A 25,608-nucleotide genomic window follows, 5' to 3' on the forward strand; every position below is an offset into this window, starting at 1 on the left:
GCGCACCCGAACATCCGTCCACGGCCGGAGGAACCATGCAGCAGCAAACGGAGACGAGGACAGGGCCGGCCGTGCCGATCCTGGTGTTGGTCAGTTCCCTGGCGGCCATCGTTGCCGCCTTTTGGGGCAGCGGGGCGCTCATGGGAACGCCGATCCAGGAGGCGGCAGGGGGGTGGCTAAACGAGGACTCGACGCCGCTGGCCCCGGCCTCGGCGGCCTTCCGCATCTGGTCGCTCATTTACCTGGGCCTGCTGGCCTACGCGGTGTGGCAACTGCTGCCGGCGAAACGGCAGTCGGAACGGCATGCGGCCCTGCGTCCATGGGCCGTGGCGGCCATGCTCCTGAACGCTGCCTGGATCTGGGTGGTGCAGGCCGGCCTGCTGGTGTTCAGCCTGATGGTGATCGTTGTCCTGCTGGCGGTGCTGGCGCGCATCCTCGTGCTGCTGGTCCGGTCGACTTCGGGCGCGTGGCAGGAAACCCTGATCACCGACGGCACCTTCGGGCTGTACCTGGGCTGGGTCACGGTGGCCACGGTCGCCAACACCTCGGCCGTCCTCGCCGCGTCCGGGCTGGACGGCATCGGGCTGCCGGTGACCTTGCTGTCTTCCATCGTGCTCGCCGTCGCGGCGGTGGTCGGCGTCGGAACCGCCCTGTACAGCCGCGGCCGGCTGGCGCCGGCACTGGCCACCACTTGGGGCCTGGCGTGGATCGCCGTCGGACGACTGGACGGCGGGCTGGTGGACGAAGGCACCGCGATTGCGGCCGGCATCTGCGCGGCGGTGGTGCTGCTCTCCGCCGTCGTCATCCGGTTCTTCGCCAGGGGAGCCCCGGGAGGTTAGTAAGGGTGCTGAATTTCGCCCTTGGCTGACGGACGCGCCGCCGACGGGACGAAACCGCCGGCCATGGCTAGGTTGGAAATAGCAGCACGCCGACAAGCGGCAGCACCTACACAAGGAGGTTTCTCATGGCGGAAACGAACCGATCGAAGGCAAGCTACACCGTACCGGGGCTCGAACTTGAAGAGGGTGTCAAGGTCGCCGACCTCTTGCAGATGCGGCTTCACGCCCTCAACGACCTGCAGCTGACACTCAAGCACGCACATTGGAACGTGGTGGGCCGCGACTTCATCGGCGTCCACGAAATGCTGGACCCGCAGATCGAAAAGGTCCGCGCCATGATCGACGAGACCGCCGAGCGCATCGCCACCCTGGGCGTCTCGCCGAACGGTCTGCCGGGCGCGTTGGTCAAGGAACGCAGCTGGGACGACTACGACATCCACCGTGCCGGGACCGCCGAGCACCTGGCCGCCCTGGACGTGGTGTACAACGGCGTGATTTCCGACCACCGCGAGGCCATCGAAACCGTCGGCGAGATCGATCCGGTCACGGAGGACATGATGATCGGCCAGACCGCCGAGCTGGAGCTTTTCCAGTGGTTCATGCGCGCACACCTGGAAAACAGTGCCGGTGAACTGGCGACCGAAGGCGCCAAGACCGAAAAGGGCGCGGCCAAGAAGACGAAGTAGCCCGGTAGCACCACGCTGTGGAACAACTAAACGGCGCCTTCAGGGTCCGGCGGCAGCTCCAGCTCGACTGGGGCGCCGCCGGGCCCTTGTTGGCCGCCGCCCGAAGCTGCGGCGGCAACCCGCAGCCACTGCTGGACACGTTGCGCGGGACCGACGGCCCGGCGCCGTTGCCCGGGACCGGCAGTACCCCGGCCCTGTGGGAGTTCCTGGCCGCCCTCGCGGCCGAGGATCTGACCGCCGTGCGCGCTGTGGAGCCCCATCTGGACGCAGCTGCGATCCTCAGTCAGGCAGGCCTGGAGCCGCCCGCCGGGACGGCGTGGGGTGTCTTTGCGGCGGAATCGGCTGGCGCCCGCGTGGATGCTTCACCACAGAACGACGGCGGGGCCTGGCTCCTGTCGGGGACCAAGCCGTGGTGCTCCCTGGCGGCAGAATTGGATTCCGCCATTGTCACGGCACACGTGCCGGGTGGACGGCGTGCTTTTGCGGTGGACCTGCGCCACGACACCGTGACCGTGGAGCCGGCAGGCTGGGCCAGCCGCGGCCTGCGCGACGTGCCGAGCGGCCCGGTGACCTTTGACCAGACACCGGCCGTCCCGGTGGGCGGAACCGACTGGTACCTGGACCGGCCGGGCTTTGCCTGGGGCGGCATCGGCGTGGCCGCCTGCTGGTTTGGCGGCGCGGTGGGACTGTTCCGCACGCTCGTGGCGGCAGCGTCCGCCCGGACCCCCGACCAGCTGGCGTTGGCGTGGCTGGGAGAGGCGGACCGGCTGCTGGCGGGCGGCGCCGATGTGCTGGCCGCCGCGGCCCGTGACGTGGATGACGGATTGGCCGGGGCGGTGCTGGCACACCGCGTGCGCGGGCAGGTCGCAGGGCTGTGCACGCGGATGCTGGAGATCTGCGGCCAGGCGATGGGTCCGGCGCCGCTGGCCCGGGACGAGGACCATGCCCGCCGCGTGGCGGACCTGACCGTTTACCTGCGCCAACACCATGCCGCCCGCGACGACGCAGCACTCGGGGGCATGCTCCTGGAACAGCCGGAGTTCGCATGGTGACCTTCTCCCACACCGAGGACGGCACCGCCGAACGCAGGTGGCTGGCCGCGGGGATCGAACGGCTGCCGTCCTTGACCCCAAACGTGCTGCCCGGGCGGGGCGAACGGCTGGTGGTGGTTGCCGCGCATCCCGACGACGAGTCCCTGGGAGCCGCCGGGCTGATCCATGCCTCGCTGGCCCGCGGCGCGGAGGTCACCGTGCTGCTCTGTACCGCGGGCGAAGCGTCCCATCCCGACTCGGCCACCGTTACCCCCTCAGTCTTGGCCCGCACCCGGCTCGAGGAGTTCCGGGCAGCCATGGCGTCGTTGGAGGCGGCGGCAGCCGCTTCGGCGGGGGCCGGGGAGGCGGGAATGCTGGCGTGGACGTATCTGGCCTTGCCGGACGGCCGGCTCGGCGAAAACCGGAAGGGGCTAACCGAGGGGTTGGCGGAGGCGTTGACCGGGGAACGCCGGACACTGGTGGCCGCGCCGTACCGCGAGGACGGACACCCCGACCATGCGGCCGCCGGAGACGCAGCCGCCGCTGCCGCCGCCTCGCACGGCGCCGCCCTGTTGGAGTTCCCCATTTGGTACTGGCACTGGGCTGTGCCGGAAGCGGACGCCCGGTGGCGGAGCTGGCGGACGCTGGCACTGGCAAGCGAAGGACTCGCGGCCAAGAGGCAGGCGTTGGCCCTGCATGAGTCGCAAATCCGGCCGTTGTCCGACGCGCCCGGCGACGAGGCGCTGCTCAGCGCTGCCTTCCAGCAGCACTTCGCCCGCGAAGCCGAAGTTTTCGCCTGGACGCCGGCTCAGGCGCCGGAACCCGCGCGCACCGCCCCACCCACGGCAGCGGCACAACCCGCCGGCGCCAGCGACGCAGCCGGGATCTTCGACCGGCTCTACCGCAGCAAATCCGACCCGTGGGACTACGAAACCAGCTGGTACGAACGGCGCAAGCGGGCCGTGACGCTGGCCGCGCTTCCGCGTCAGCGCTACGCCCGCGCACTGGAGGCCGGCTGCTCCATCGGAGTGCTGACGGCCGAGCTGGCCGGCCGCTGCGACCACCTGGTCGCGGTGGACGCCAGCGAGGTGGCCCTGGCCAAGGCCCGTGCCCGGCTGGCAGCAGCTGATCATGTGGAGCTGGTCCGCGCCGCCCTGCCGCAGGATTGGCCGGAGCAAACAGCTGAAGGCCTGGACCTGGTGGTGGTATCCGAGGTCGGCTACTTCATGACCCGCGCGGAACTCCTGGACCTGCTGCAGCGGATCCGCAGGGCGCTGCGCCCCGGCGGCCATCTGCTGCTCTGCCACTGGCTGCACGCCATCGAGGGCTGGGAGCTGGACGCCGAGTCAGTCCACGGCATCGCGCGTGAAGCCACGGGCTGGGAGGCCGTGGTAGTGCACCGGGAACGCGATTTCCTGCTGGAGGTCCTGCAAGCGCCCGGAGACTGCCCATGAGCGTCCCGGCCGTCGCGGCGGTGGTCCCGCAGGCGCCCGGAGTCCGGGCATGAGCACCCCGACCGTCGCCGCGGCAACCCGCGGAGCAGCGGCGGTGCTCCCGGTGCGGCACATCGCCGTCGTCATTCCCGTACACGACGAGGCACAGCTGCTGGGCAGGTGCCTGCAGCGGGTTCGGCGCGCCATGGACGTGCTTCAGGCGGAGCGGCCCCGGTGCGGCGCAGCACTGACCGTGGTGCTGGACCGCTGCACCGACGCGTCGGCGCAGATTGTCCGAAGCTTTTCCGAGCTGGACCCGCGGGTCGCAGCGGTGTCAGGGGAGTTCGGCTCGGTTGGCGCCGCCCGGTCGGCAGGCGTCGACGCCGCGCTGCACCGGGCAGGCCGGCAGGACGCCCCGGCGGGGGAGGACATCTGGGTCGCCTGCACCGATGCGGACACCGTGGTGCCGGCCCATTGGCTGACCGCCTTCGCCGCCCTGGCCGAGACCGGCGCCGACGCGGTCACCGGAACGGTGGAACCCGAACCGGCCAGCATCGCGCCTGCGCTGCTGCGTGCGTGGCGGACACAGTACTCCGGGCAGGCAGCGCACACCCGGGTGCACGGCGCCAATCTGGGCGTCCGGGCTTCCAGCTACCTGGCCGCCGGCGGGTTCGCGGCCGTCGCCGAGCACGAGGACGTCCGGCTGGTAGAAGCGATTCGCTCCGCCGGCGGATCCGTGCTGCCCTCGGACCAGCTGCAGGTGGTGACCTCCGGCAGGCTGCGCGGCCGGACGCCGTCCGGTTTCGCCGGCTATCTGGCCCGCCTGCAGCAGACGGACGGCCCGGTACAGCCCGACCGGGGCGCAAACTGACAGCGCGGCCATGGATTTGCCGTCAGGGTCAGCGGGGTCAGTACAAGAAGATCGGCAGCCAGTCGCGGTTGTGCGCGTGGACCAGCGCCAGGAACAGCACGAAGTCGAAGATCAGGTGCACGGATACCACGTAGGTGAACGACTTCGTCAGTTTGAAGGTATAGCCCTGCAGCAGCGCGAACGGGAAGGTCAGCAGCGGCCCCCACGCCTGGTAGCCGATTTCCCATAGGAAGGACGAGAACACGACGGCTTGCAGGATGTTCGCGAGCCAGTCGGGAAAGTGCCGGCGCAGCAGCGTGAAGGTGGTGCAAATGAAGAACAGTTCGTCCCAGATGCCAACGGCGTTCACGCCGAGAAAGAGCCGCCAGAAGATCGTGGGGTCGGAGGCGTCCGGCCAGTTTTGGTAGACGCCCGTGCTGACCAGGTACACCGGCAGGATGAAATAGCCGAGAGCCACCACGCCGATGAGGTACAGCTTGGCAGACAACGGCCATTTACGGCCGGTGTTGATCGGGAATCTGATGATTTTCTCGCGGTAGACAAACCTCGACACCAGCCACGGCACCAGGACGGCCAGCGCGAGGGCGCCACCCATCAGGGCCATGTGCCCGATGCTCAGGTCGGCGTTCAGCGGTACCAGGCTGATGATCAGCATTCCCGCCGCGATCAGCCCGAGGTGCCGCACAAACTCCAGGTCGACCAGCGCCGCCGTGGCCACGCTCAGCGCGAGCAGGCTATAGCCAAGGGGGCCATTCTCGACGGCAAAAAGCAGCACGCCGGACGCCGAGAGGAACACCGCCGGCACCAGTTTCCAGCTCAGCGCGGTCCGGGGTGGTTCGGTCGAGATTGTTGTCACGCAACCAGCATGGCAGCACAGCCGCCCGCGCGGAAACCGTTGACGGCTTAGCGCCCGGTTGGTTCCACTCCGGCGCTGACTAGTGGTGGCCGGCCTTGGTGGTGCCGAACATCAGCGTGCGGCGTTTGATGTCGTAGTACACGGTCTCCGCGGTGGAAAGGAGGTCCTGGAGATTGTCGGCGTCGTCGGCATCCAGCGTCAGCACCTCTTCCCATGCGCCCTGGTCGAGGACCAGTTGCAGGGTCCAGGTGCCCGGGGCGCCTGGCTCGCCAGCCACCCAGGTGAACTGGTAGTGGCTGAGCTGGCGGACCTTGATGCTGTCGTCGGTGACGGGTTGTTGCGGTGTCGGTGTCATGGTTTTTTCCTTTTCGCGAGGAAGCCTTAACCGGCCTCACCTGGCGTCAGGGTCCGGACGATCTACCCCGACGATGCTAAGTGTGCTTACCACTTTCCATGATGGGACAGCCGCTGGCAAGCCTTTGCCGGACATTGGCCCCGGGCTCGCCAAACCGGCCGGGTACTTGGGGATACGGACCACGTCAATTGGCGGGAATGGTCGCGCAGCGGGGCCCGGTGACGCACACTATGGAACAACGAATTGCACAACTGGCGGGGGCAGCCACCGCGTCCCAACCTTGGGGAGAAGGTCAGTCATGACTTTGAACGCCGAAAGCCGCGCGGCCGCCGAGGCAGTGCCGGACCCCTGTGGCTGGCGACGCGTAGGCCCCCTCGTCGAAGCGGAGCTTCAGCGTTTCACAGCAGAGAACCGCAGCCGGGCCGGCACGCTCTCGCGTGCTTTCCCCGTGCTGTGGGACCGCATTGAGGCCGCGTTGGGCGGCGGCAAGAGGATGCGGCCCAGGATGGTGCAGCTCGCTTACCGGTCTTTCGGCGGCGAGGATCCAGGCCGATGCGCCCGGCTGGGCGCGGCGTTCGAGCTGCTGCACACCGCGCTGGTGGTGCACGACGACGTCATCGACAGGGACTTCGTCCGCCGCGGCCTGCCGACCATCGGGGCCCGGTACCGGGACGACGCCATGGGCCGGGGGCTGCCCGGGCCCGAGGCCGAGCACCTGGGCCACGCAGCGTCGATCATTGCCGGCGACCTCCTGCTGACCGGTGCCCTGCGGATGGCCGGCAGCTCCGGCGCCGGGCTGCCGAGCGCCGACGTTCTGATGGAAACGGTCCACGACGCCGTCTTCGCCTCGGCCGCGGGCGAACTGGACGATGTCCTGCTGTCGGCGGCGCCGGAAAGCCCCGGCCTGGGCGACGTCCTCGGCATGGAACGGTTGAAGACGGCGGCCTACTCCTTCGAGGCGCCGCTGAAAGCCGGGGCGCTGTTGGCCGGCGCCGGCCAACACCCGGCCGAGGCGCTCGCCGCGGTGGGTCGCCGCATCGGGCTGGCCTACCAGATCGTGGACGACGTTCTCGGGACTTTCGGGGAGCCCGGTACCACCGGCAAGTCAGCCGAATCCGACCTGCGCGAAGGCAAGCGCACCGTGCTGACCGCGTATGCGGCGGAGACGGAAGGGTTTGACGACCTGCTGGCTGCGTTTCGCCGCGGCGAGACGGGGGTCGGCGAGGTCCGGACGGCGCTCAGGGACTGCGGGGCGGACGCGCGGGCAATGCGGCTCGCCCGCATCCTGGTGGACGAAGCGCTCGAGGAGTCCCGCCTCCTGCCCCTGGACTCCGGTGCGTGGAGCGAACTGGCACGGGTCTGCAACCACGTGCTGACGAGGGGGAACTAGCGGCCATGGAAGCGAACCCACTGCTCCGGTACACTGACGCCGCCGGCCGCAGCGCCGGCGTCGTGATTGCCCGCTATTCCACCTCCTTCGGCTTGGCGTGCCGGCTGCTCGGGCCGGAGGAACGCCGGCACATCGCCAACATCTATGCGTTGGTCCGGGTGGCCGACGAGGCGGTGGACGGTGCGGCTGCCGCGGCGGGGCTCGACGCCGTGGCCGTGCGCGACCAGCTGAACCGGCTGGAACACGAGACCGAAACCGCGCTGCTGACCGGTTACAGCACCAACATGGTGGTGCATGCGTTCGCCGGAACCGCCCGCGCGTGCGGCATCGACGTCGACCTGACCCGGCCGTTTTTCGGCTCCATGCGCGCGGACACCACGGTGGCCGAACACACTGCAGATTCGTTGGCGGACTACATCTACGGCTCCGCCGAGGTGGTGGGGCTGATGTGCCTGCGGGTGTTCCAAACCATGCCCGGCGCGATGCCCGGCCGCGACGACGAGCTCGCCGCCGCCGCCCGCCGGCTGGGCTCCGCCTTCCAAAAGGTCAACTTCCTGCGCGACCTCGCCGCCGACCGGGAACAGCTGGGCCGCAGCTACTTCCCTCAGACGGGCGCCGAGGCGTGGGACGAGGAACGGAAGCTCGCGCTGGTGGCCGACATCCGTGCCGACCTCGCTGCCGCCCGGCGGGGCATTGCGCTGCTCCCGCCCGGCGCCTGCACCGCCGTCGAACTGGCCCATGCTTTGTTCAGCGCGCTGGTGGACCGGCTGGAACGGATACCGGCGGACGAGCTGCTCTCCCGCCGGGTGCGCGTGGGCACGCCGCACAAGGCCGCGATCGCCCTGCGGATCCTCGCCCGCCAGCGGCTGCGCGGAAGGAGCGCCGCCTGATGGGCACCGCCTCGTTCAAGTCCAGGCTGACCGCTCGCCGACAGGCAGCGGGAGCGGCGCCGCCGGCCGGCGGGGCCACAGGGCAACCGGTGGTGGTCATCGGAGGCGGAATCTCCGGACTGGCCGCGGCCGGGCTGCTGGCCCGGGCCGGGCACCGCGTCACCCTGCTGGAGCAGCGATCCGGCCTCGGCGGCCGGGCGGGACGGCACGAGCGCGACGGCTTCCGCTTCGACACCGGCCCGTCCTGGTACCTGATGCCGGAGGTCATTGACCACTGGTTCAAGCTGATGGGCTCCAGCGCCGCGGAGGCCCTGGAGCTGGTGAGGCTGAACCCCGGCTACCGGATCTGGTTCGAGGGGCATCCGGCGGCCACGGAGGTCCGCTCGGGCCGCAAGAACGTGGCGGGACTGTTCGAAGGCCTGCAGCCGGGGTCCGGGCCGGCGCTGCACCGCTTCCTGGACGAGGCGGCGGAAACGTACCGGCTGGCCAAGGAGCACTTCCTGTACGACGACTTCGCCAGCCTGCGCGGCCTGGCCCACCCGCAGGTGCTGCGCCGGGCACCCCGGCTGGCCAAGCTGCTGGGCTGGAGCCTGGACCGTTACGTCCGGGAACGGTTCACGGACCCGCGGCTGCACCAGGTGTTGGGGTACCCGGCGGTGTTCCTGGGTACCAGCCCGTACCGGGCGCCGGCGATGTACCACCTGATGAGCCACCTGGACCTCGACGACGGCGTGTACTACCCGATGGGCGGATTCGCGGCCCTGGTCGATGCGATGGAGCGGCTGGCGAGGGAGACCGGCGTGCGGATCGAAACCCGCGCCACCGCGCGGCACATCGTCACCGGGCAGTCCGGCGCGAAGGCCCGCTGCGAGGCAGTGCTCTGGTCCGATGCCGCCGGCGCCGAGCACCGGACGGCGGCGGGCATCGTCGTCGCCGCGGCCGATCTGCACCACGTGGAGACCGCGCTGCTGCCGGCGCACCTGCGCAGCCACCCGGAACGGGTGTGGCGCCGCCGCGACCCCGGTCCCAGCGCCGTGTTGGTCTGCTTGGGCGTGCGCGGGCCGCTGCCGCAGCTGGCCCACCACAACCTGCTCTTCACGCGGGACTGGAAGGAGAACTTCGGCCGCATCCGCTCCGGGCGGGCGTTGGCCCGGGAGACCTCCATCTACGTGTGCAAGCCCAGCGCCACCGACGCCGGGGCGGCGCCGGCCGGGGACGAAAACGTGTTCATCCTGGTTCCCGCCCCTGCGGCGCCGGCCTGGGGCGCGGGCGGCGACGACGGGTCCGGGGCGGCCGCCGTGGAAGCGGTCGCGGACGCGGCCATCGACCAGCTGGCCGCCTGGGCGGGAGTGGCGAACCTCCGCGGCCGGATCGCCGTCCGGCGCACCTACGGTCCGGCGGACTTCGCGGACGGCTTCAACGCGTGGCGCGGCAGCGCGCTGGGGCCGGCGCACACCCTGCGGCAGAGCGCCTTCCTGCGCCCGGGCAACCGGAGCCGCCGGGTGGACGGGCTGCACTACGCCGGCAGTTCGGTCCGGCCGGGCATCGGCGTGCCCATGTGCCTGATCAGTGCCGAACTGGTACTCAAGGCCGTGCAGGGGATCGGGACGCCCGGGGCCCTGCCGGAACCGGACCCGGCCGCGCGCGGGGCCCTGCCGGAACCGGACCCGGCCGCGCCCGGGGCGCTGCCGGAGCCGGACCCGGCGGCGCCCGGCCCCGCGCCGTCGTCGGACAGTGCGGGGAGGAGCAGATGATCTACCTGGCCGTGCTGGTGGCGCTGCTGGGCTGCATGGCCCTGCTGGACGCGCGCTACAAGCTGTTCTTCTTCGCCCGGCCGGTCGCGGCCGCCGTCACCTTGGCCGCCGGACTGGCGTACTTCCTGGCCTGGGACGTGTGGGCGATCGCGCTGGGAATCTTTGTGCACCGCGACTCGCCGCTGATGACCGGCCTGATGCTGGGGCCCCAGTTGCCGCTCGAGGAGGCGTTCTTCCTGGCCTTCCTCTGCTACCAGACCATGATCCTGTTCACCGGGCTGCTGGCATGGGGCCGGCACCGGTGGGCTGCCCGCGCGGCCGGACCGCAACTGGTCAGCAACGACGACGGCGCGTCGGCCGGGGGTGGTGCGGCGTGAGTTTCCTGGTGCTGAATGCGGTCTTCCTCGGCGTCGCGATGGCCGCGGCAGTGGGCGCGGTCCTGGCCCGGCGGGTGCCCCGCGGGGCAGCCGCGGCGGCCGGCCTGTCCGTCGCGGCGCTGTGGGTGCTCACCGCCGTGTTCGACAACGTCATGATCGCCTCCGGGCTGTTCGACTACGGCGGACACGCCCTGGCCGGGCTCCGGATCGGCCTGGCGCCGGTCGAGGACTTTGCCTATCCGTTGGGTGCGGCGCTGCTGCTGCCCGCGGTGTGGCTGATGCTCACGGAGCCGCGCCGCCGCCCCGCCGGTGACAGGGCAGGCGGTCGGCCCCGCCGATCAACCGGCCTCCAAACCCCACAGGGTCCCGGCCGAGCAACCGGCAGAGCCGACGGGGGAGAGGAACCGTCGTGATCCGTGAACTGGTCATCACCTCCCGGCCGGTGTCCTGGGTCAACACCGCCTACCCCTTCGCCGCCGGATACCTGCTGGCCTCCGGCGGCGTCGACTGGCTGCTGGTGGTGGGCACGATCTTCTTCCTGGTCCCGTACAACCTGGCGATGTACGGCATCAACGACGTCTTCGACTACGAATCGGACCTGCTCAACCCGCGCAAGGGCGGGGCCGAGGGGGCGGTGGTGGATAGGGCACGACACCGCTCGATCCTGCAAGCCAGCGCCGTGACCACGGTGCCGTTCATCGCCGTCCTGGCGGTAGCCGGCAGCGTGGCGTCCAACCTGGTGCTGCTTATCTCCCTGGCCGCGGTCTACGCCTACAGCGCGCCGGGGCTGCGGTTCAAGGAACGGCCGTTCCTGGATTCGCTGACCTCCAGCACGCACTTCGTCTCGCCCGCGGTCTATGGGCTGGTCCTGGCCGGCACCGGCTTCACCCCGGGGCTGTGGGCGCTGCTGGCCGCGTACTTCCTGTGGGGCGTGGCCAGCCATGCCTTCGGCGCGGTGCAGGATATGGTCCCGGACCGCGAAGCCGGGCTCGGATCGATCGGCACGGTGCTGGGCGCCCGCCGTACCGTGCTGGTCTCCGCCGCCGCCTACGCCGCGGCCGGACTGCTGATGCTGGCCACCGATTGGCCGGGCCCGCTGGCCGGGCTCCTGGCCCTGCCGTACCTGGCCAACGTGCTGCGCTTCGCCGGGATCGACGACGCCGGCTCGGCGGCCGCGAACGCGGGGTGGAAACGGTTCCTGTGGCTGAACTATGTGGTCGGTTTCCTGGTCACCATGCTGCTGATCTGGTACGCGGGAGTCCGGTGAAACCGCGGGGCTGTAACGGGGCCGCCGCGGCCCGTTCCGGGGACCGGCCTCAAACCATCATGACCGTGGTGATCCCGGTGCTTGACGACGCCGCGGCGCTCGCCGAGTGCCTCGCGCTGCTGGGGCGGCAAACCCGTCCGCCCTCCGAGGTCATCGTCGTGGACAACAATTGCACCGATTCCTCGGCCCACGTGGCACGGGCCGCCGGGGCGCGCGTCGTCGTCGAACCACGCCCCGGCATCCCGGCCGCCTCGGCAGCCGGCTACGACGCCGCCGTCGCCGGCTTCGACACTGCCGCCCGCTTCGACACCCCCGCTGCCGGTTTCGCCGCCGTCCCGGCGCTCGCTGCCGCCGCCGCGGTGATCGTCCGCTGCGACGCCGACACCCGTCCTCCCGCCGACTGGCTGGCACGAATCGGTGCCGCCTTCGACGCCGATCCCGGCCTCGACGCGCTGACCGGTCCGGGCCGGTTTTACGACCTGCCGCGTCCGGTGGCCTGGCTGGCCAGCAACGCCTATGGCTCCGGCTATCGGCTCGGCGCCGGCCTCGCGATGGCGGTCACCCCGGTGTGGGGATCGAACTTCGCCATGCGCCGGACTGCCTGGGAGCGGGCCAAGGCAGGCGTCCACCGCGACCGGCAGGACATTCATGATGACCTGGACCTGAGCTTCCAGCTGGCTCCGTGGGCGCGGATCAGGTTCGACCGGCGGCTGCGCGTCGGCGCGGCCGGCCGGATCTTCGCCGGCCGGGCCGCGTTTGCCCAGCGCTTCCGGTGGGCCTTCAGCACGGTGACGCTGAACTGGGCGGTCCAGCCACCCGGGCAGCGCTGGCTGGGGCGCCTCAACCTCAGGACGCCGGAGCGGAGGAGCCCAGCATCTCCAGGTAGTGCGGGTTCTGCATGATGCCGAGCACGTTGCCGAACGGATCCACGACCGAGGCCGTGACGAATCCGTGGCCGCGTTCCGTGACGGGCTCCAACTCCTTCGCACCCTTGTCCAGCAGGCGCTGCCGCACGGCCCGCACATCGTCCACATGCCAGTAGAGGATCGCGCCGCCGGGGTCGATAGCGTGTCCGGGCGGAGCGTGCATGGTGTCGATCAGCCCCAGCTCATGTTCGTAGTCGCCGACCCGGAACTCCGCATAGCCCGGCTGCTCAAAGTAGGGCTTCTTCCCCAGCAGGTCGGAGTACCACTCGACCGCCGCCGGCAGGTCCGGGGTGTAGTAACTGACCGTACTCATTCCGCGCAGCATGGGTCTCCCTTCGAAGGATTGCCGAACCGCCCCGGCAATCGCCGGGCCGCCGTGATGGTTGGACGCTACCGCACATGGACGTCCCTGTCTGCCCTACAGTTGCCGTAGCGCGGCCAAGAAAAGGACGACGTCGCAGCCGCGTTGGGAAGGGAACAGAACGTGGACTGGGTTGACCTGCTGGTTGGTGTTGCGGGTGGCCTCATCCTGGTCTACGCGGTGCTGCTGGCCGGCCTGTGGTGGTACGCCCGCCGGCACCCGGAGACCGTGGGAATGCGGGACTCCCTGCGCCTGCTGCCGGATCTGCTGCGGCTGCTGCGCCGGCTGGCGGGGGACCGCGCGGTACCTGCCCGGGTCCGAATTCTGCTCGTGCTGCTGCTGGCCTACCTGGCCAGCCCCCTCGACCTGGTGCCGGATTTCCTTCCCGTCATTGGTTACGCCGACGACGTCCTGGTCGTGGCCTGGGGCCTGCGGCTGCTGATCCGGACCGCCGGCCCGGAGGCGCTGCGCCGGCACTGGCCGGGTACCCCTGCGGGACTTCGCGTGATCGAACGGTTGGCCGGGCTTCCGGCGTCGGGCTTCGGACCCGGCAGAGCAGCCTCGAAAGCCTTAGCGCGCGGCCGCTTTCAGGCGCTGGGGCCCGTGGTTCGGGACGACGGGGGCGTCCAGCCTGCGCCTGCCCCACAGCCGGCGCCTGCCCCGGAGCGAAAGCTCCATCTCCTCCAGCGCCAGCGCCACCTCCCGTGCGGTGGGGCGGTCCGCCGGGTCGGCAGCCGTCATGGCGCCCAGCAGCAGCACCCAGTCAGGCCCGAGGCTGGCCGGGATCTCCGGATCGCGCAGCAGCCGGGCAACCGCTGCCTCCAGCGGCGGGCCGGGATAGGCGGGCTTGCCGGTCAAGCACTCCAGCAGCACCAGGCCCAGCGAGTAGATGTCGCTGGCCGGGCCGGACGGCTCGCCCTTGGCCTGCTCCGGGCTCAGGTAGGCGGCGGTCCCGTAGATGCCGTCCTCGCGGGCATCTTCGGAGATCACGACGGCGATGCCGAAGTCGGTGAGCTTGGCCCGGAGCCGGGAGGCGTCGTCGTCGTAGTTAAACAGCATGATGTTGCCGGGCTTGATGTCCCGGTGGACCACCGAATTGTTGTGGATGTAGGAGATTCCCTCGGCCAACTCGCGGCCGACCTGGGCCACGTGGCGCGGCGGCAACGGGCCCTCCGTGAGGCGCGTGCGCAGGTCCGCACCTTCGATCAGTTCCATGACCAGGTAGATCTGCGGGTGTCCCGCCTCCATCCGGTCGATGCCCGCGTCCAGCAGGATCACCAGGTTGGGGTGGTTCAGCCGAGCCAGGAGCTTGATTTCCGCGTCATCGCGGTGGAACTCTGCCTCGTTCATCGAGGGCCGCTGGATGACCTTGACGGCCACCTCGCGCCCCAAGACGGCATCCTCCGCCCGATACACCCGCGCGCTCGCTCCGGTCCCGACAAGTTCCTTGAGCCGGTACCGCCCGCCCAGGAGGGTGCCGGCCCGATCTGAATGACGCGTACTGGTCAACGTCTCCTGCTTTCCGGCTGGCCTTTTGACAGCACACTTAGCATCGTACGGGGTCGAGTGCCAAGTAGTTGCCTGAAGCGATCGGTAGTCCGAATCGTTATCAGCGAGCGGCGGGGGGAGGCCGTCGACCCAGACTTCGCTCCACTTGCCCTGGCTGTGACCTGCCTCACAAGGTGTAGCGTGGAGCCTACGCCGGAGCACCACTGGAGGGCATGATGACAGGCGAGATTTTTGATGATTCCGAGACGACAGTCAGGGATTTCCTTCACGGCCTGGCGGCAGACAGCGCGGACATCGAGGCGTTCCTCAACGCGGTGGCCCGGCTGGCCGTGCACAACCTGTCCCAGCCCGGCGAGGAACTCCTGAGCGGCATCACGCTGCTGCGCCATAAAAAGGCCGGCACGGTCGCCAGCAGCAGCGATCGGGCGCAGAAGATGGACGAGATACAGTACGCATATTCCGACGGCCCCTGCCTGCGCGCGGCCCGCGAGCAGACGGTGGTGCACATCGCCGACCTGCAGGTGGAGACGAGCTGGCCCGCCTACACCAAGGACGTCATGGCCGAGGGCATCCGGTCCATCCTGGCCGTGCCGATCCCGCTCGAAACCGGCGACAGCGCCGGGCTGAACCTCTACTCCGACCGGCCACGGAGGTTCGACGCGGACGCCCTTCACGCGGCCGAGCAATATGCCCATCAGGCCTCCCAGGCACTGTCCCTTGCGGTCCGGCTGGCCCGCCACCGCGAGACCGAGGCTGACCTGAAGGCGGCGCTGGAATCCCGAACGACCATTGCCGTGGCCGTCGGGATCATCATGGGCCAAAGCCGCTGCAGCCAGGACGAAGCGATCGCGATGCTCAAATCCGCCTCCAATACGCGCAACATCAAACTCCGCGACCTGGCCTCCGACATCGTCGCCTCCACCGGAACCCCCTCCGCCGAAACCCACTTCGACAAATAGCCGGCACCGCATCGCCTCAAACCCTTGAGCAACGGGGTGAAGTTCTTGTACGGTGGATCCCGGTTAAGCAGTTGGCCATCGATCCACTCATTGGAGCGTCGATCATGGAGCACAAACTGCGAGTACTCGTCCGGCTGGATATCGACCGCGCCTCGGCGGTCATCGAAGTGGGCGGATGCCTGACGGCCGACAGTTGCACGGCCCTCTTACCTCTTGTCCAACGCATGGATCGCCTGGCCCACGGAATGGTGGTCACAATCGATCTTTCCGATGCGCAGCACATTGAACGCCGTGGCCTGCAGATGCTCGAGCTGTTCAGTGCCGGAGAAGCAGTTGATGCGTCGCAGGCCGCTTCCTTCACCGGCAGGCTGGCGATCAACGCACCCACGGATCTCCCGGAGTGCCCGGACGCGACCACGGGCCGGGCCCGGTTCCAGGGGGCGGCGTGAACAGCATGACGCCACCGCCCGGGTCCCCGGCGTTTCCCCGCGATCTGTCGGTCCTTTCCAGGGACCAGCTCCTGACGCTCAGCAACCAGTGCTTCGAACAGCTGGACTGCGAGCACCCGGTCCGGGACGCGTTCGTCCAGTACTACGCCCTCACCGCGGAGCTCGAAATGCGGGACGAAGACCTGGAGGACGGTGACAACAGAAGCCGCCTAGGCGCCTAGTCCTCCAGCCACGCGGGTGTGAACAGCAGGTTCAACCCCTCGGAGACGGTGGGGTGCGTGATGACGGCATCGCGCACCGCGGTGAAGTCCATCCCGCCGATCATCGCCATCTGCAGCACCGCGATCGCCTCGCTGGCCCCTGTTCCCAGCAGCGCGGCACCCAGGATCTTGCCGGTCTCTCGGTCCAGCACGGCCTTCCATTCGCCGTCCAGCTGACCGAGGGTCCGGGCCCGCGGAATCGCGCTCACGGGCATCCTGGCGATCCGCACCTCGTGGCCGGCCTCCCGGGCCTGTGCCTCCGTCATCCCCACCCTGGCGAGCTCCGGCGTCGTAAAGACGGTGTAGGGGATCAGCCGTCCCTGGGTGGACCGGGGCTCGCCCTCGCCCCGGGCGGCAGCCAGGTTGGTTTTCAGGATCCGGTAGTCGTCGTAGGAGGCGTGGGTGAACTGCGGCGAGCCGGCCGCGTCGCCGGCGGCCCAGACGCCGTCGGCCGTGCTGCGCAGCTGCTCGTCCACTTGGACGAAGCCCTTGTCCGTGAGCTCCACCCCGGCCTTCTCCAGCCCGATCCCGTCCGTCATCGGCCGGCGCCCCAGCGCCACCAGCACGTCGTCCGCTGTGACGGTCTCCCCGGTGGACAGCGTAACGGTCACGCTCCCGTCGGCGGCGCGCTCGATCTTCTCCGCGGACGCCTCGAGCTTCAGCGTGATCCCGGCGTCAGTGAATTTCCGGGCCACCAGTTCGGCCACGTCGGCGTCCTCCCGCGGCAGCAGCTGCCCAGCGCGCTGGATCACCGTGACCTGCACGCCGATGGTGTTCAGCAGGTCGGCGAACTCGCAGCCGATGTAGCCGCCGCCCAGGATCACCATGCTCGCCGGCAGCTGCTCCAGGTGCAGCAGGGTGTTGCTGGTCTGCACCCCGGATTCGGCCAGGCCGTCGATAGGGGGCAGGGCCGGCTCGGTGCCCAGATTGAGCACGACGTCGGTGCCGCGCAGGAGGCGGGTGCCGCCGTCGTTCAGCGCGACTTCCACGGTTTTCTCGGCGACGAACTTGGCCTCGCCCAGGATAAAGTCCATGCCCGATCCCGTGAACAGCTTGTGCTGCCCGGCGACCATGGTGTCCACCACGTCCTCCTTGCGGTGGCGCAGCAGCTCGAGGTCCATCCGTGGCTGCTCCGCGCCTGCCACGCCGAACTCGGCCGCCCGACGCACGGTGTCCAACACCCGGCCGGACTGGATGAGCGTCTTGGTGGGGATGCATGCCACGTTGATGCAGGTGCCGCCGACCATCGCCCGCTCCACCATCGCCACCTTCTGGCCGGACTTGGCCAGATCCATCGCCAGCGACTTGCCGGCCTTCCCGCCGCCGATTACCAGCAGGTCGAAATCCTCGGGTTCCATATCCATCCTTCCCTCGGGTTGCCTTCACGGCCCATGCGCTACTGACCGGGCACACTCTCGGCGCGGCGCATCGGGCCGCCTCAAGGCCACCCTACGCCGACCGGCGTCGAGCGTTCCGGCCGGGAGGCGGGCTTACGGGATCTCCTCCGGCGCCGCATCCTTGCGGGGTTCGCGGGCGGCCCGGGCACCCTTGCCTCGGGCGGTCCTCGTGTCCCGGGTGGTGAAAAACACGCCGCACATCACCAGGGCTGCGCCGAGCAACTGCATGCCGCTGATGCTCTCGTCCAGCAGCAGATACGCCCCGAGCATGGTGAAGACCGGCACGAAGTTCAGGAACACGGACGTCTGGGACGCCCCGAGGACGGCAACGGCCCGGTTGTACAGCATCAGGGCAATCACCGACGGAAAGACGCCAAGGTACACCAGCCCGGACCAGTGGCCCCCGCCGATCTGCGGCACTCCCACCACCAGCCACTCCACGACCATGACGGGCAGCAGGATCATGACCGACAGCCCGGTCATGACCAGGACCGCCCCGTAGGACGGGAACAGGTGCAGATACTTCTTCACCGCGATCGAATACACCGCCCAGGACACCGCGGCCGCTGCCATGATGGCGTCGCCGATGTTCCAGGTCAGGTCCGCGAGGCGCATCAGCTGCCCGTTGGTCACCACCCACAGCGCCCCGCACAGGGAGAGCACGACGCCGAACCACTGGATCGACCGCAGGCGTTCGCGCAGCAGCCAGAAGCTCAGGGCCACCGTCACCGCCGGAACCGATGCCTCCAGCACGGAAACGTTGGTGGCCGAGGTGAATTGGAGGGCGCTGTAGATCAGCGTATTAAAGAGGGCGACTCCCGTGAGGGTCAGCAGCAGCAGCGGTTTGCGGTGCTGCAGGAACAGGCGGCGGGACTGCCAGGCGCTGCGGTATCCCAGCGGGAGCAGCACCAGGAAGGCAATGAAGACCCGGAAGAACGCGATGGTCAAAGGCGGCAGGTCGCTGAGCGCCTTGCCGGTCAGGATATTGCCGGCATAGAAGATGACCACCAGCAGGAGGAGCACGTAGGCGCGCATACTTCCTCCTCGGGTCGTCGTCAGGCGCTCGTCCCACACACCCTACGTGCTAAACACTGCTCCGGGCCGCAGCCCGGTGTCGCCCGGTGGGGGGCTGGGCTTAGTCAAGCGGCAGGCCGGGGCGTCCGGAGCCGGGACAGCAGCCAGGCCGTCCGAGGGAGGGAGCAGGCGATGGCCAGCGTGAGCGCCGGTACCAGAGCGGCACCGACGTCGGGAAACTGGCGGACGATGACGGGCAGGTAGGTCTCGAACCGGGCGGGTGCGTAAACGAAGGCCAACCAGACGAGGAACGCGTCGAGGGCCAGTGCCCCGACGGCCCAGAGGACCATCACGCGACGGAACCGGGCCATGCCGGCCGCATCGTTTCCGGCGGCGTAGGCGGAGCTGGCTCCGGCCGCGAGGTGACGGCCGCCGCGGCGCGGGCCGATGCGTTTCCGCGCCAGGAAGTGGAGCGCCAGCGCCAGGCTCGCCAGCTCGGCGAGCAGCAGCGCCAGGGCGACGGCCCAACCGTACTGCTGCAGCCAGTCCTCGTCAGCGGCCAGGGGTTCGGGAGGTTGTCCGTGGAGAATCCGCAGGACGTTGCTGTCCAGCGCCTGCAGCCGGGACGGCGCGGACGTGTCGTTCCCGTTGATTAGCAGGGCAAGGCCCAGCCCGGAGGACGGAACCATGGCCTGATAGGTGTGCGTGTTGCCCCATTCGCCTTGATGCTCCAGCAGCAACGGCAGGTCGCCGTCGGCTGCGGGCGTGGCGTCCGGGTGCGTGGATTCCAGCAGGGGGCGTGCAAACCATGCCATGGCATAGCTTTTGGACTCGTCTACGCGGACCCGGGGTGTCAGCAGCGTCCCAACGCTTTCCGGCCGGAGGATGCGGCGGTCCAGGTAGGCGCCGCCGTGCAGCAGGGCGATCAACTCGTGGCCGAGATCCTGGGCAGATGAGTACATGACGGTCGAGGGCATCCCTGTCACCGCGGCCGGCACGTCCGTCTGTCGCCACCAGGTGCCGAACCACAGCGAGTAGCCCGACGCCAGGCCATCCGCGCGCGCAGCTGCCCGCGTGGAGTGGGTGTTGGCCATCTCGAGCGGCGTGAACACCTGGTCCTGCATGTAGTCCCCGAAGGGTTGGCCGGAAACGGTCTGCACCAAGAGGCCGAGGACGTTGTAGTTGGCATCGGAGTAGGCGAACGTTGCCCCCGGCGGGTTGGCCAGGCTGGCGTCGGACAGATCCCGCACGCCCTGTTCCAGCGCCGCAGGATCCTGGGTATCCGATGCTGCGTAAGCCGAGCCGTCTGCCGTGGACAGCCCGCTGGTCTGATGGAGCAGGTGGCGGACCGTGATGGCCGCCGCGCGGTGGTCACGCATGCTGAACCACGGCAGGTAGGTCCGCACGGGTTCGTCCAGCTCCAGCAGGCCGGCCTCCACCTGCTGCATCACGGCGATGGCGGTCAGTGATTTGCTGGTCGAGGCCAGAAGAACCGGCGTCTGGGCGGTCATGGGGCGCCCCGAGTCATCGGCGCTGCCGAACGCCGCCTGGTGCACCAGTCCGCCGTCCCGGACGACGGCGAGGGAGACTCCCGGAATCCCGAGGGCATCAATCTGGTCTTGCAAGTAGGCGTCAACCGCCGCGAAGGCTGGGTCGGGCGCGCCGCGGCCCGGGACCGGGGGCGCCGCTGCCGCCGTCGCGGCGGCTGCCGCGCCGCCTGCCGCAGACGCCGCAGGCCAGTTTCCTAAGGCTGCCGGGCAGGTGCCGACGGCGAGGAGGCAAGCAGCCGCACAGGCGAGGGTGAAGGCGGTCCGGAACTGCAACGGCGTCCGCCCCGTCCGTCCGCGGTTTCTGCCCATGCCCGCTCCTGCGGTTCGGATTGCGGTTCATTCACCGTAGAGGCTGGCGCATCAGAGCACAACGGACAGACAAAACCCACGGCTCGCACCAGGCGGAGCGTGCAGGAGCCATGCGATCAGGCCGCCGGCCTCAGGACCGCCGGGCCGACGTCCATCCCTGTTGGTAAAGCCTTTCGAATCCGTCGAGGAGGAGGTCCAGCGCGAACTCGAACTCGAACTGGTCGTCGCAGCCCTGGCCGACCACGGACCCCTCGTCGTGGGAATCGGCGATGGCCATTTCGGCGATATGCGGATACCGCTCGGCCATCGCGCGCAGCATCTCCGGCGGAACGTCCGCGGGCGCGCTTTGCGAGTCGTCGAACAGCTCCTGGGTGAAACCCCACATCCGGCTGCCCAGGGCGTGCATCACGTGGTGGGTGAGGTCGACCGAAAATCCGCCCGCGCGGAACATGCCGATCACCGAGTCCATGTACTCCAGGACAACCGGCGTCTTGTTGGTGCGTGACTCGAGCACCTGGCGCGCCCACGGGTGGCGCAGCAGGACCTCCCGGGCCGACAACACGCGCTGACGGACAGCGTTCCGCCAGTCAGTCCCGCCGGGCTGCGTCTCGATCTCGCCGACGATGACGTCGACCATGCCGTCCAGAAGTTCTTCCTTGTTGGCGACGTGCTTGTAGAGGGCCATCGGCACCACGCCCAGTTCCTGGGCCAGCTTGCGCATGCTGAGTGCGTCCACGCCGGCTTCATCGGCAAGAACGACGGCGGCGCTCAACACCCGCTCCCTGTTCAGCGGGGCGCGGCGTACCGACTCCACCTGCTGAGCCATCAGGACCACCCTTTCTGACGGCAGATATCTCTTGACAAGTGTACAACGTACACCTACCTTTAGATCACTAGGTGTACGCCGTACACTCACGGATTTGGGGATCTAACCATGGCTGCAGAAACCATCGCCGTTACCCAAGCCTCCGGGCGCCGGCCCCGCGGACGCTGGCTCATACCCGCCGGCTTGATCTTCGTCAGCCTCATCCCGGTCATCTTTGGATCGATCCGCGTGGCTGAGCTGACCGGGGGAGCGGCGGTCACGCCGGCCAACGAGCGGTTCTTCGACTCGCCCCTTCCTGTGCTGATCCACATCCCCGCGGCCATCGTCTACAGCCTGGTCGGTGCCTTCCAGTTCGTGCCCGCCCTCCGTCGCGGCAAGCGAGGCCGGCGCAGCTGGCACCGCATGGCCGGGGTTATCCTCATCCCGGCCGGCCTGCTCGCTGCCCTCTCCGGCCTCTGGATGTCCGTCTTCTACGACCTCCCGCCCGACGACGGCGTCATACTGCTCGTCCTCCGGCTGGTGTTCGGCACGGCCATGACGGTGAGCATCATCTTGGGCATCCTCGGGATCCGGCGGCGCAACTTCGCCGCACACGGTGCCTGGATGGCCCGCGGTTACGCCATCGGGATCGCCGCCGGAACCCAGGCCCTGGTGACCATCCCGTGGATTCTCCTGGTCGGCCCGACCCACGAACTAAGCCGTGCGGTGCTCATGGGGTCGGCCTGGCTGCTCAACCTTGCGGTCGCCGAGTACTTCATCCGCCGCCGCGCCCGAAGGTCCGGGTACTCGAGGCGCATATCCGGCAGGGCCACGGCAGTCCCGACAGAGGCTGCGCGATGACCAACCGGGCGCCAATCCGGCAATGTCGTCCTCCAAATTACGGGTCCCCAACAGAATGCGATCCGGCCGGATCAGGGTTACCAGACACGCCAAGAGTAGCCGCAGTCATCATTCAGACACTGCCAATGAGGGCTGTCCGGTTCGAAGACACACCCTGCACGAATCACCTTGGACTCCGGACCATCGAGAGATGGTACCCAAATGCCGTAGACCACGGGCCAGGCTTCGTGGCTGCAGCGCGGGCACGTGGTCGTACCGTCGCCAGCCACTTCCGGCGCCTGATTGCTCCTCGTACGGTAAACCTAGCGTCCGGGACCGACAGTTTAGCTTCCGGGGACCACGCAGTTCACGGTCCTACATTCACCGACGTATCTTCAGCGTCGGGTAGCGCTGGGAACCAAGGCTCGGCTCGTTTCAGCGCTGCCCCCAGCTTCAATCCGCCGGCTTGAGCTAGTGAGTCCATGTCACCGACCACCACCAGCAGGCTCCTGGCCCGTGACAGCCCGACGTAAAGTTGCTCCGGCGCGCGGTCCAGATCCTTGAAGCCGTTGGCACAAAGGATCACCACGGACCGTTCAAGTCCCTTGAAGCCGAGCACATGCCCGTAGAACTCTTCTTTATTGGCGTGAAAGTCCCGCCAATACTCGGCAATCTCTCCACTGTCAAAATAGCCCTGGTGCACCGGATGACGATGCCGGGTCGTAAGTAGCGCGATTTGGTTGTTGGCCCACCCTTCCTCTATCAGAGCGTCCACGCAATCGCCGGCCACATCCAAGGCATCATCGGTGCTGCACTGGACGAACCGGACCGGAAGCCCCGTACCACCGCGCGGCTTGAAGTACTCACCGGCAAAGTCCTTGAACGTGTCGGCAATCCGCCGCGTATTGCGCAGGTTCTCGTCAATGTGGATCGGGACAAAGCTGCCGATCGGGCCCGCCACTCCGTCCACCCCCACGCCGGTCCAACGCCGGTAGACATCCTGGCGGTCGTCCATGAACGCGTAGGCCTCGCCAGCTGCGGGGTCCTTGAGGCAAGCGAGCAGCGCCTCCCACCACAGCGGGGCGAAGTCCTGTGCTTCATCGACGACGACGGCGTCCAGCTTCTGCTCGTGCGGCAAGTCCGCCGCCAGTTCCTTGAGCAGGCGCGGCATCTCTTGATCAAAATACTCTTGGCCGGACCCGTCAGGAACGCCGAGAGCGCGCACGTACTCATGGAACTCGCCAGTGAAAGCCGGCTGTGCGTGGCGCCAGCCTGACGTCCGCTCCTGCAAGTACTGCCCGAGCCCCTTGTTGTAGCAGAACAGGCCTACGCTCTTGCGTTCCCGGCACAATCTTTTGGCTTTCTCCACCGCCAACCACGTCTTGCCGCTCCCTGCCCCGCCGGCGAATCGGACCCTCGTTAGGTCCCGGGTTGCGGCTAGCAGGACGGACTGACGTTCCGTGAGCTGGTCCTGACGGTCTTCCAGTTCCTGAGCCTCCGCCGATTCCCAGTCGCTCAAGGGCAGCGTTCCGGTTAGCCGGCCGATGATCCGTTCCATGTACGACGGCGCAAGGGGACTTGCGCCGCTGCCTTCGGTTTCGATGGCCCGCCGGATCTTCTCCGGGAGGTTGGCGAGATCCTCTGCGTCCAGCACTAACGAACGCGGGCATCCGGCCATCGACCAGTCTTGGGGGACGTTGGTGTACGGCAAGCAGACCATATAAGCGAAGCGGTTCGAGAGCGGCGTCCCGAGCTGTTCCCCGATCCAAGTCCGGAAAGCGTGCATCGAGGACTGGGACTGCGCGACGGGGCTCAGAATCTTGTGCCGACCGCTCCTGTCCGACTGCCACCATTGCCCCTCGTCAACGCCGACCAGCCCGCCCTTGACCTCGATGGCGGCAAGACCTACGCCCGGCCACATCACCAATAGATCGATCTCATGCTCTGCACGGCCGTGCCGCACTTGCACCGAGTGTGCCAGCACCACCTCGTTTGGCAAGTTGTCCCTCAGCTTGGTCCAGACGGCATGCTCGGCCGAAAACTCAGGGCCGAACTCTGGTTCCTCCGGAATGCACCGCACTATTTTTCCGTCCCCTGGTTCTAGTCCTCAGTCGAGTAAGCTGCGGTTTGCACCCGCAACTTACGATCTTTTTCGTCACCGCCGGTCGAACATTGGTCTGCGATCCCGTGAAAACCGCCCGACTCTGTGAGATGGATGCTTCCGTGTCGCTTTGCTTCACCCAAGACTGTCGGGTCTGCGCGCCCGATAGTTAGAGAAAGGCCAGGGTGCGATGCTACGAATTATTTGCACTGCCAGCCACAATCACGAATGCCATTGCTCGACGTGGGGTTTCGCGACTAGTCAAGGTAATCTCGCAAGACTTGTGACCTTGTGGGATGGCGGAGCTTAGACATTGTTTTAGCTTCAATTTGGCGGATGCGTTCCCGCGTAACGCCGTAGACCTTGCCGATTTCGTCTAAAGTCTTCGGCTGGCCGTCGGTAAGCCCGAAGCGCATGGCCACTACGCCGGCTTCTCGCTCGGATAGCGTGTCCAGAACCGAGTGAAGCTGTTCCTGCAGCAGTTTGTATACGGTGATTGCATGCGAATCAAAAGACTCGACGTCTTCTATTAGCGAAGAGAGACGTACCTGGTCACCGCTTTCATCGAATGCATCTACGTCTAGAGAACTCGGTTCATTCGCGTACCCTTCGTACTCACGCACCTGATCGGGCGTGAAGTCGAATTTCTCTGCCACCTCTTCGATTGTGGGTTCGCGGCCTAGATCTTCCAGCATCTGGCGCTTTACACGGGCGAGCTTGTTAATGACTTCCACCATATGCACGGGAATACGGATGGTACGGGCTTGATCTGCCATGGCGCGGGTGATGGCCTGCCGAATCCACCAGGTTGCGTACGTGGAGAACTTGAAGCCCTTGGTGTAGTCGAACTTCTCGACGGCGCGGATGAGACCCAAGTTGCCTTCTTGGATCAAATCCAAGAACAGCATGCCGCGACCGGTATAGAGTCTCGCCACCGAGACGACCAAGCGGAGGTTCGCTTCGAGCAAGCGGTTCTTGGCGCGTTTGCCGTCGTGGGCAATTTGCTCCAGGTCGCGCTGCAGGCGAGTCTCCATGGTGCCGTCGTCCTTGGCCAGCCTTTCTTCCGCGAAGAGACCGGCCTCGATCCGCAGTGCGAGGTCGACCTCCTGCTCGGCATTCAGCAGGGCGACCTTGCCGATCTGCTTCAGGTAGTCAGCGACGGGGTCAGCGGTGGCACCGGCAGAGAAAATTTGCTGAGCCGGCCCATCCTTGTCATCGGCGTCGGAGTAAACAAATCCAGTAGAAACAGACGAAGTAGCCCTGTTCTTGCCATATCGTCTGGCAGCACTGCGTCCGCCATCTAAGGTTCCGCTGAGCGTCACAACTACGCCATCGAGCCACCCTGTTCCACTGCTAGGTTCTTGAGGTGGTTGTGGTGG

General features: G+C 68.2%; 26 protein-coding genes and 1 pseudogene. 17 read left to right on the forward strand and 10 right to left on the reverse strand.

All coding sequences use genetic code 11. The features are described 5' to 3' along the window. The first annotated feature begins 35 nt into the window (after positions 1–35). The 5 genes from AC5RVZ_RS29965 to AC5RVZ_RS29985 all read left to right on the forward strand — a co-directional run bounded on the left by AC5RVZ_RS29965 (position 36) and on the right by AC5RVZ_RS29985 (position 4,860). Positions 36–839, forward strand: coding sequence for a TspO-related membrane protein (locus AC5RVZ_RS29965; protein WP_494069255.1), 804 nt, complete (start codon positions 36–38; stop codon positions 837–839). Positions 840–964: 125 nt separating this feature from the next. Further along, positions 965–1,525, forward strand: a complete 561-nt coding sequence (locus tag AC5RVZ_RS29970; RefSeq protein ID WP_494069256.1) for a Dps family protein — start codon at positions 965–967, stop codon at positions 1,523–1,525. A gap of 17 nt (positions 1,526–1,542) precedes the next feature. Then, positions 1,543–2,577, forward strand: a complete 1,035-nt coding sequence (locus AC5RVZ_RS29975; RefSeq protein ID WP_494069257.1) for an acyl-CoA dehydrogenase family protein — start codon at positions 1,543–1,545, stop codon at positions 2,575–2,577. Further along, positions 2,571–4,010: a PIG-L family deacetylase gene (locus AC5RVZ_RS29980; RefSeq protein ID WP_494069258.1), complete on the forward strand. Its 1,440-nt coding sequence runs from the start codon at positions 2,571–2,573 to the stop codon at positions 4,008–4,010. Before AC5RVZ_RS29975 ends, AC5RVZ_RS29980 begins: the two co-directional genes overlap by 7 nt. A gap of 49 nt (positions 4,011–4,059) precedes the next feature. Further along, positions 4,060–4,860 (forward strand): glycosyltransferase family 2 protein, encoded by an 801-nt coding sequence (locus AC5RVZ_RS29985; RefSeq protein ID WP_494069259.1) that lies wholly within the window; start codon positions 4,060–4,062, stop codon positions 4,858–4,860. A 37-nt stretch (positions 4,861–4,897) separates the two neighbouring features. On the opposite strand, the gene AC5RVZ_RS29990 is transcribed toward AC5RVZ_RS29985, so the two are convergent. Next, a complete protein-coding gene (locus AC5RVZ_RS29990) occupies positions 4,898–5,716 on the reverse strand; it encodes a CPBP family intramembrane glutamic endopeptidase (RefSeq protein ID WP_494069260.1) in 819 nt (272 codons plus the stop codon). A gap of 79 nt (positions 5,717–5,795) precedes the next feature. Then, the gene (locus AC5RVZ_RS29995) at positions 5,796–6,071 is read right to left on the reverse strand and encodes a hypothetical protein (RefSeq protein ID WP_493987741.1); all 276 of its coding nucleotides are present in this window, start codon (positions 6,069–6,071) and stop codon (positions 5,796–5,798) included. 298 nt (positions 6,072–6,369) lie between these two features. Between AC5RVZ_RS29995 and AC5RVZ_RS30000 the strand changes: the two genes are divergently transcribed. Genes AC5RVZ_RS30000 through AC5RVZ_RS30030 form a run of 7 tightly spaced genes read left to right on the forward strand, consistent with a single transcriptional unit; the run spans position 6,370 to position 12,651 of the window. Continuing rightward, complete coding sequence (locus AC5RVZ_RS30000) at positions 6,370–7,461, forward strand: polyprenyl synthetase family protein (protein WP_494069261.1); 1,092 nt, start codon at positions 6,370–6,372, stop codon at positions 7,459–7,461. Between the two features lie 5 nt (positions 7,462–7,466). Beyond that, on the forward strand, positions 7,467–8,351 hold the full coding sequence (locus AC5RVZ_RS30005; protein ID WP_494069262.1) for a phytoene/squalene synthase family protein: 885 nt from the start codon (positions 7,467–7,469) through the stop codon (positions 8,349–8,351). After that, a complete protein-coding gene (gene crtI, locus AC5RVZ_RS30010; protein WP_494069263.1) occupies positions 8,351–10,105 on the forward strand; it encodes a phytoene desaturase family protein in 1,755 nt (584 codons plus the stop codon). Before AC5RVZ_RS30005 ends, crtI begins: the two co-directional genes overlap by 1 nt. Continuing rightward, a complete protein-coding gene (locus tag AC5RVZ_RS30015) occupies positions 10,102–10,482 on the forward strand; it encodes a lycopene cyclase domain-containing protein (RefSeq protein ID WP_494069264.1) in 381 nt (126 codons plus the stop codon). The genes crtI and AC5RVZ_RS30015 overlap by 4 nt, the downstream gene beginning before the upstream one ends. Beyond that, on the forward strand, positions 10,479–10,895 hold the full coding sequence (locus tag AC5RVZ_RS30020; RefSeq protein WP_494069265.1) for a lycopene cyclase domain-containing protein: 417 nt from the start codon (positions 10,479–10,481) through the stop codon (positions 10,893–10,895). The genes AC5RVZ_RS30015 and AC5RVZ_RS30020 overlap by 4 nt, the downstream gene beginning before the upstream one ends. Then, positions 10,892–11,749 (forward strand): prenyltransferase, encoded by an 858-nt coding sequence (locus tag AC5RVZ_RS30025; RefSeq protein WP_494069266.1) that lies wholly within the window; start codon positions 10,892–10,894, stop codon positions 11,747–11,749. The genes AC5RVZ_RS30020 and AC5RVZ_RS30025 overlap by 4 nt, the downstream gene beginning before the upstream one ends. Positions 11,750–11,808: 59 nt before the next feature. Continuing rightward, the gene (locus tag AC5RVZ_RS30030; RefSeq protein WP_494069267.1) at positions 11,809–12,651 is read left to right on the forward strand and encodes a glycosyltransferase family 2 protein; all 843 of its coding nucleotides are present in this window, start codon (positions 11,809–11,811) and stop codon (positions 12,649–12,651) included. Here the strand turns inward: AC5RVZ_RS30030 and AC5RVZ_RS30035 are convergent. Beyond that, the gene (locus tag AC5RVZ_RS30035; RefSeq protein WP_494001641.1) at positions 12,596–12,988 is read right to left on the reverse strand and encodes a VOC family protein; all 393 of its coding nucleotides are present in this window, start codon (positions 12,986–12,988) and stop codon (positions 12,596–12,598) included. The genes AC5RVZ_RS30030 and AC5RVZ_RS30035 overlap by 56 nt on opposite strands. A 282-nt stretch (positions 12,989–13,270) precedes the next feature. On the opposite strand from AC5RVZ_RS30035, the pseudogene AC5RVZ_RS30040 reads away from it, so the two are divergent. After that, positions 13,271–13,450: pseudogene (locus AC5RVZ_RS30040) on the forward strand (DUF1232 domain-containing protein); the annotation flags it as partial. 156 nt (positions 13,451–13,606) lie between these two features. Here AC5RVZ_RS30040 and AC5RVZ_RS30045 read toward each other — a convergent pair. Beyond that, complete coding sequence (locus tag AC5RVZ_RS30045) at positions 13,607–14,545, reverse strand: serine/threonine-protein kinase (RefSeq protein WP_494069268.1); 939 nt, start codon at positions 14,543–14,545, stop codon at positions 13,607–13,609. A gap of 212 nt (positions 14,546–14,757) precedes the next feature. Here AC5RVZ_RS30045 and AC5RVZ_RS30050 point away from each other — a divergent pair, with 212 nt between their 5' ends. From AC5RVZ_RS30050 to AC5RVZ_RS30060, 3 genes are all read left to right on the forward strand, one after another. Then, positions 14,758–15,504, forward strand: a complete 747-nt coding sequence (locus AC5RVZ_RS30050; RefSeq protein ID WP_494069269.1) for an ANTAR domain-containing protein — start codon at positions 14,758–14,760, stop codon at positions 15,502–15,504. A gap of 104 nt (positions 15,505–15,608) precedes the next feature. Further along, positions 15,609–15,953, forward strand: a complete 345-nt coding sequence (locus tag AC5RVZ_RS30055; RefSeq protein WP_494069270.1) for a hypothetical protein — start codon at positions 15,609–15,611, stop codon at positions 15,951–15,953. Beyond that, positions 15,950–16,174, forward strand: coding sequence for a hypothetical protein (locus AC5RVZ_RS30060; protein WP_494069271.1), 225 nt, complete (start codon positions 15,950–15,952; stop codon positions 16,172–16,174). The genes AC5RVZ_RS30055 and AC5RVZ_RS30060 overlap by 4 nt, the downstream gene beginning before the upstream one ends. Here AC5RVZ_RS30060 and AC5RVZ_RS30065 read toward each other — a convergent pair. From AC5RVZ_RS30065 to AC5RVZ_RS30080, 4 genes are all read right to left on the reverse strand, one after another. After that, on the reverse strand, positions 16,171–17,571 hold the full coding sequence (locus AC5RVZ_RS30065; RefSeq protein WP_494069272.1) for a dihydrolipoyl dehydrogenase family protein: 1,401 nt from the start codon (positions 17,569–17,571) through the stop codon (positions 16,171–16,173). The two genes, AC5RVZ_RS30060 and AC5RVZ_RS30065, sit on opposite strands and share 4 nt — an antisense overlap. Before the next feature lie 132 nt (positions 17,572–17,703). Then, complete coding sequence (locus tag AC5RVZ_RS30070) at positions 17,704–18,645, reverse strand: DMT family transporter (RefSeq protein WP_494069273.1); 942 nt, start codon at positions 18,643–18,645, stop codon at positions 17,704–17,706. 104 nt (positions 18,646–18,749) lie between these two features. After that, positions 18,750–20,249: a serine hydrolase domain-containing protein gene (locus AC5RVZ_RS30075; protein WP_494069274.1), complete on the reverse strand. Its 1,500-nt coding sequence runs from the start codon at positions 20,247–20,249 to the stop codon at positions 18,750–18,752. Between the two features lie 364 nt (positions 20,250–20,613). Continuing rightward, positions 20,614–21,309, reverse strand: coding sequence for a TetR/AcrR family transcriptional regulator C-terminal domain-containing protein (locus AC5RVZ_RS30080; protein ID WP_494069275.1), 696 nt, complete (start codon positions 21,307–21,309; stop codon positions 20,614–20,616). A 108-nt stretch (positions 21,310–21,417) separates the two neighbouring features. Between AC5RVZ_RS30080 and AC5RVZ_RS30085 the strand changes: the two genes are divergently transcribed. Further along, positions 21,418–22,149, forward strand: a complete 732-nt coding sequence (locus AC5RVZ_RS30085; protein WP_494069276.1) for a DUF2306 domain-containing protein — start codon at positions 21,418–21,420, stop codon at positions 22,147–22,149. A 346-nt stretch (positions 22,150–22,495) separates the two neighbouring features. Here the strand turns inward: AC5RVZ_RS30085 and AC5RVZ_RS30090 are convergent, their stop codons facing one another. Both AC5RVZ_RS30090 and AC5RVZ_RS30095 read right to left on the reverse strand, forming a co-directional pair. Beyond that, positions 22,496–24,208, reverse strand: a complete 1,713-nt coding sequence (locus AC5RVZ_RS30090; RefSeq protein ID WP_494069277.1) for an NERD domain-containing protein — start codon at positions 24,206–24,208, stop codon at positions 22,496–22,498. A gap of 278 nt (positions 24,209–24,486) precedes the next feature. Beyond that, positions 24,487–25,551: an RNA polymerase sigma factor gene (locus AC5RVZ_RS30095; RefSeq protein ID WP_494069278.1), complete on the reverse strand. Its 1,065-nt coding sequence runs from the start codon at positions 25,549–25,551 to the stop codon at positions 24,487–24,489. Positions 25,552–25,608: the final 57 nt, after the last annotated feature.

The sequence above is a fragment of the Arthrobacter sp. Cza30 genome, from assembly GCF_059090765.1.

Excerpts from the sequence above, each read along its gene's own strand:
- AC5RVZ_RS29985 (WP_494069259.1), top strand. The coding sequence starts at position 4,060 with ATGAGCACCCCGACCGTCGCCGCGGCAACCCGCGGAGCAGCGGCGGTG.
- AC5RVZ_RS29965 (WP_494069255.1), top strand. The coding sequence starts at position 36 with ATGCAGCAGCAAACGGAGACGAGGACAGGGCCGGCCGTGCCGATCCTG.
- AC5RVZ_RS30055 (WP_494069270.1), top strand. The coding sequence starts at position 15,609 with ATGGAGCACAAACTGCGAGTACTCGTCCGGCTGGATATCGACCGCGCC.
- AC5RVZ_RS30065 (WP_494069272.1), bottom strand. The coding sequence starts at position 17,571 with ATGGAACCCGAGGATTTCGACCTGCTGGTAATCGGCGGCGGGAAGGCC.
- AC5RVZ_RS30005 (WP_494069262.1), top strand. The coding sequence starts at position 7,467 with ATGGAAGCGAACCCACTGCTCCGGTACACTGACGCCGCCGGCCGCAGC.
- crtI (WP_494069263.1), top strand. The coding sequence starts at position 8,351 with ATGGGCACCGCCTCGTTCAAGTCCAGGCTGACCGCTCGCCGACAGGCA.
- AC5RVZ_RS30000 (WP_494069261.1), top strand. The coding sequence starts at position 6,370 with ATGACTTTGAACGCCGAAAGCCGCGCGGCCGCCGAGGCAGTGCCGGAC.
- AC5RVZ_RS30080 (WP_494069275.1), bottom strand. The coding sequence starts at position 21,309 with ATGGCTCAGCAGGTGGAGTCGGTACGCCGCGCCCCGCTGAACAGGGAG.
- AC5RVZ_RS30035 (WP_494001641.1), bottom strand. The coding sequence starts at position 12,988 with ATGAGTACGGTCAGTTACTACACCCCGGACCTGCCGGCGGCGGTCGAG.
- AC5RVZ_RS30050 (WP_494069269.1), top strand. The coding sequence starts at position 14,758 with ATGATGACAGGCGAGATTTTTGATGATTCCGAGACGACAGTCAGGGAT.
- AC5RVZ_RS29995 (WP_493987741.1), bottom strand. The coding sequence starts at position 6,071 with ATGACACCGACACCGCAACAACCCGTCACCGACGACAGCATCAAGGTC.
- AC5RVZ_RS29980 (WP_494069258.1), top strand. The coding sequence starts at position 2,571 with ATGGTGACCTTCTCCCACACCGAGGACGGCACCGCCGAACGCAGGTGG.
- AC5RVZ_RS30015 (WP_494069264.1), top strand. The coding sequence starts at position 10,102 with ATGATCTACCTGGCCGTGCTGGTGGCGCTGCTGGGCTGCATGGCCCTG.
- AC5RVZ_RS29970 (WP_494069256.1), top strand. The coding sequence starts at position 965 with ATGGCGGAAACGAACCGATCGAAGGCAAGCTACACCGTACCGGGGCTC.
- AC5RVZ_RS30085 (WP_494069276.1), top strand. The coding sequence starts at position 21,418 with ATGGCTGCAGAAACCATCGCCGTTACCCAAGCCTCCGGGCGCCGGCCC.
- AC5RVZ_RS30030 (WP_494069267.1), top strand. The coding sequence starts at position 11,809 with ATGACCGTGGTGATCCCGGTGCTTGACGACGCCGCGGCGCTCGCCGAG.
- AC5RVZ_RS30070 (WP_494069273.1), bottom strand. The coding sequence starts at position 18,645 with ATGCGCGCCTACGTGCTCCTCCTGCTGGTGGTCATCTTCTATGCCGGC.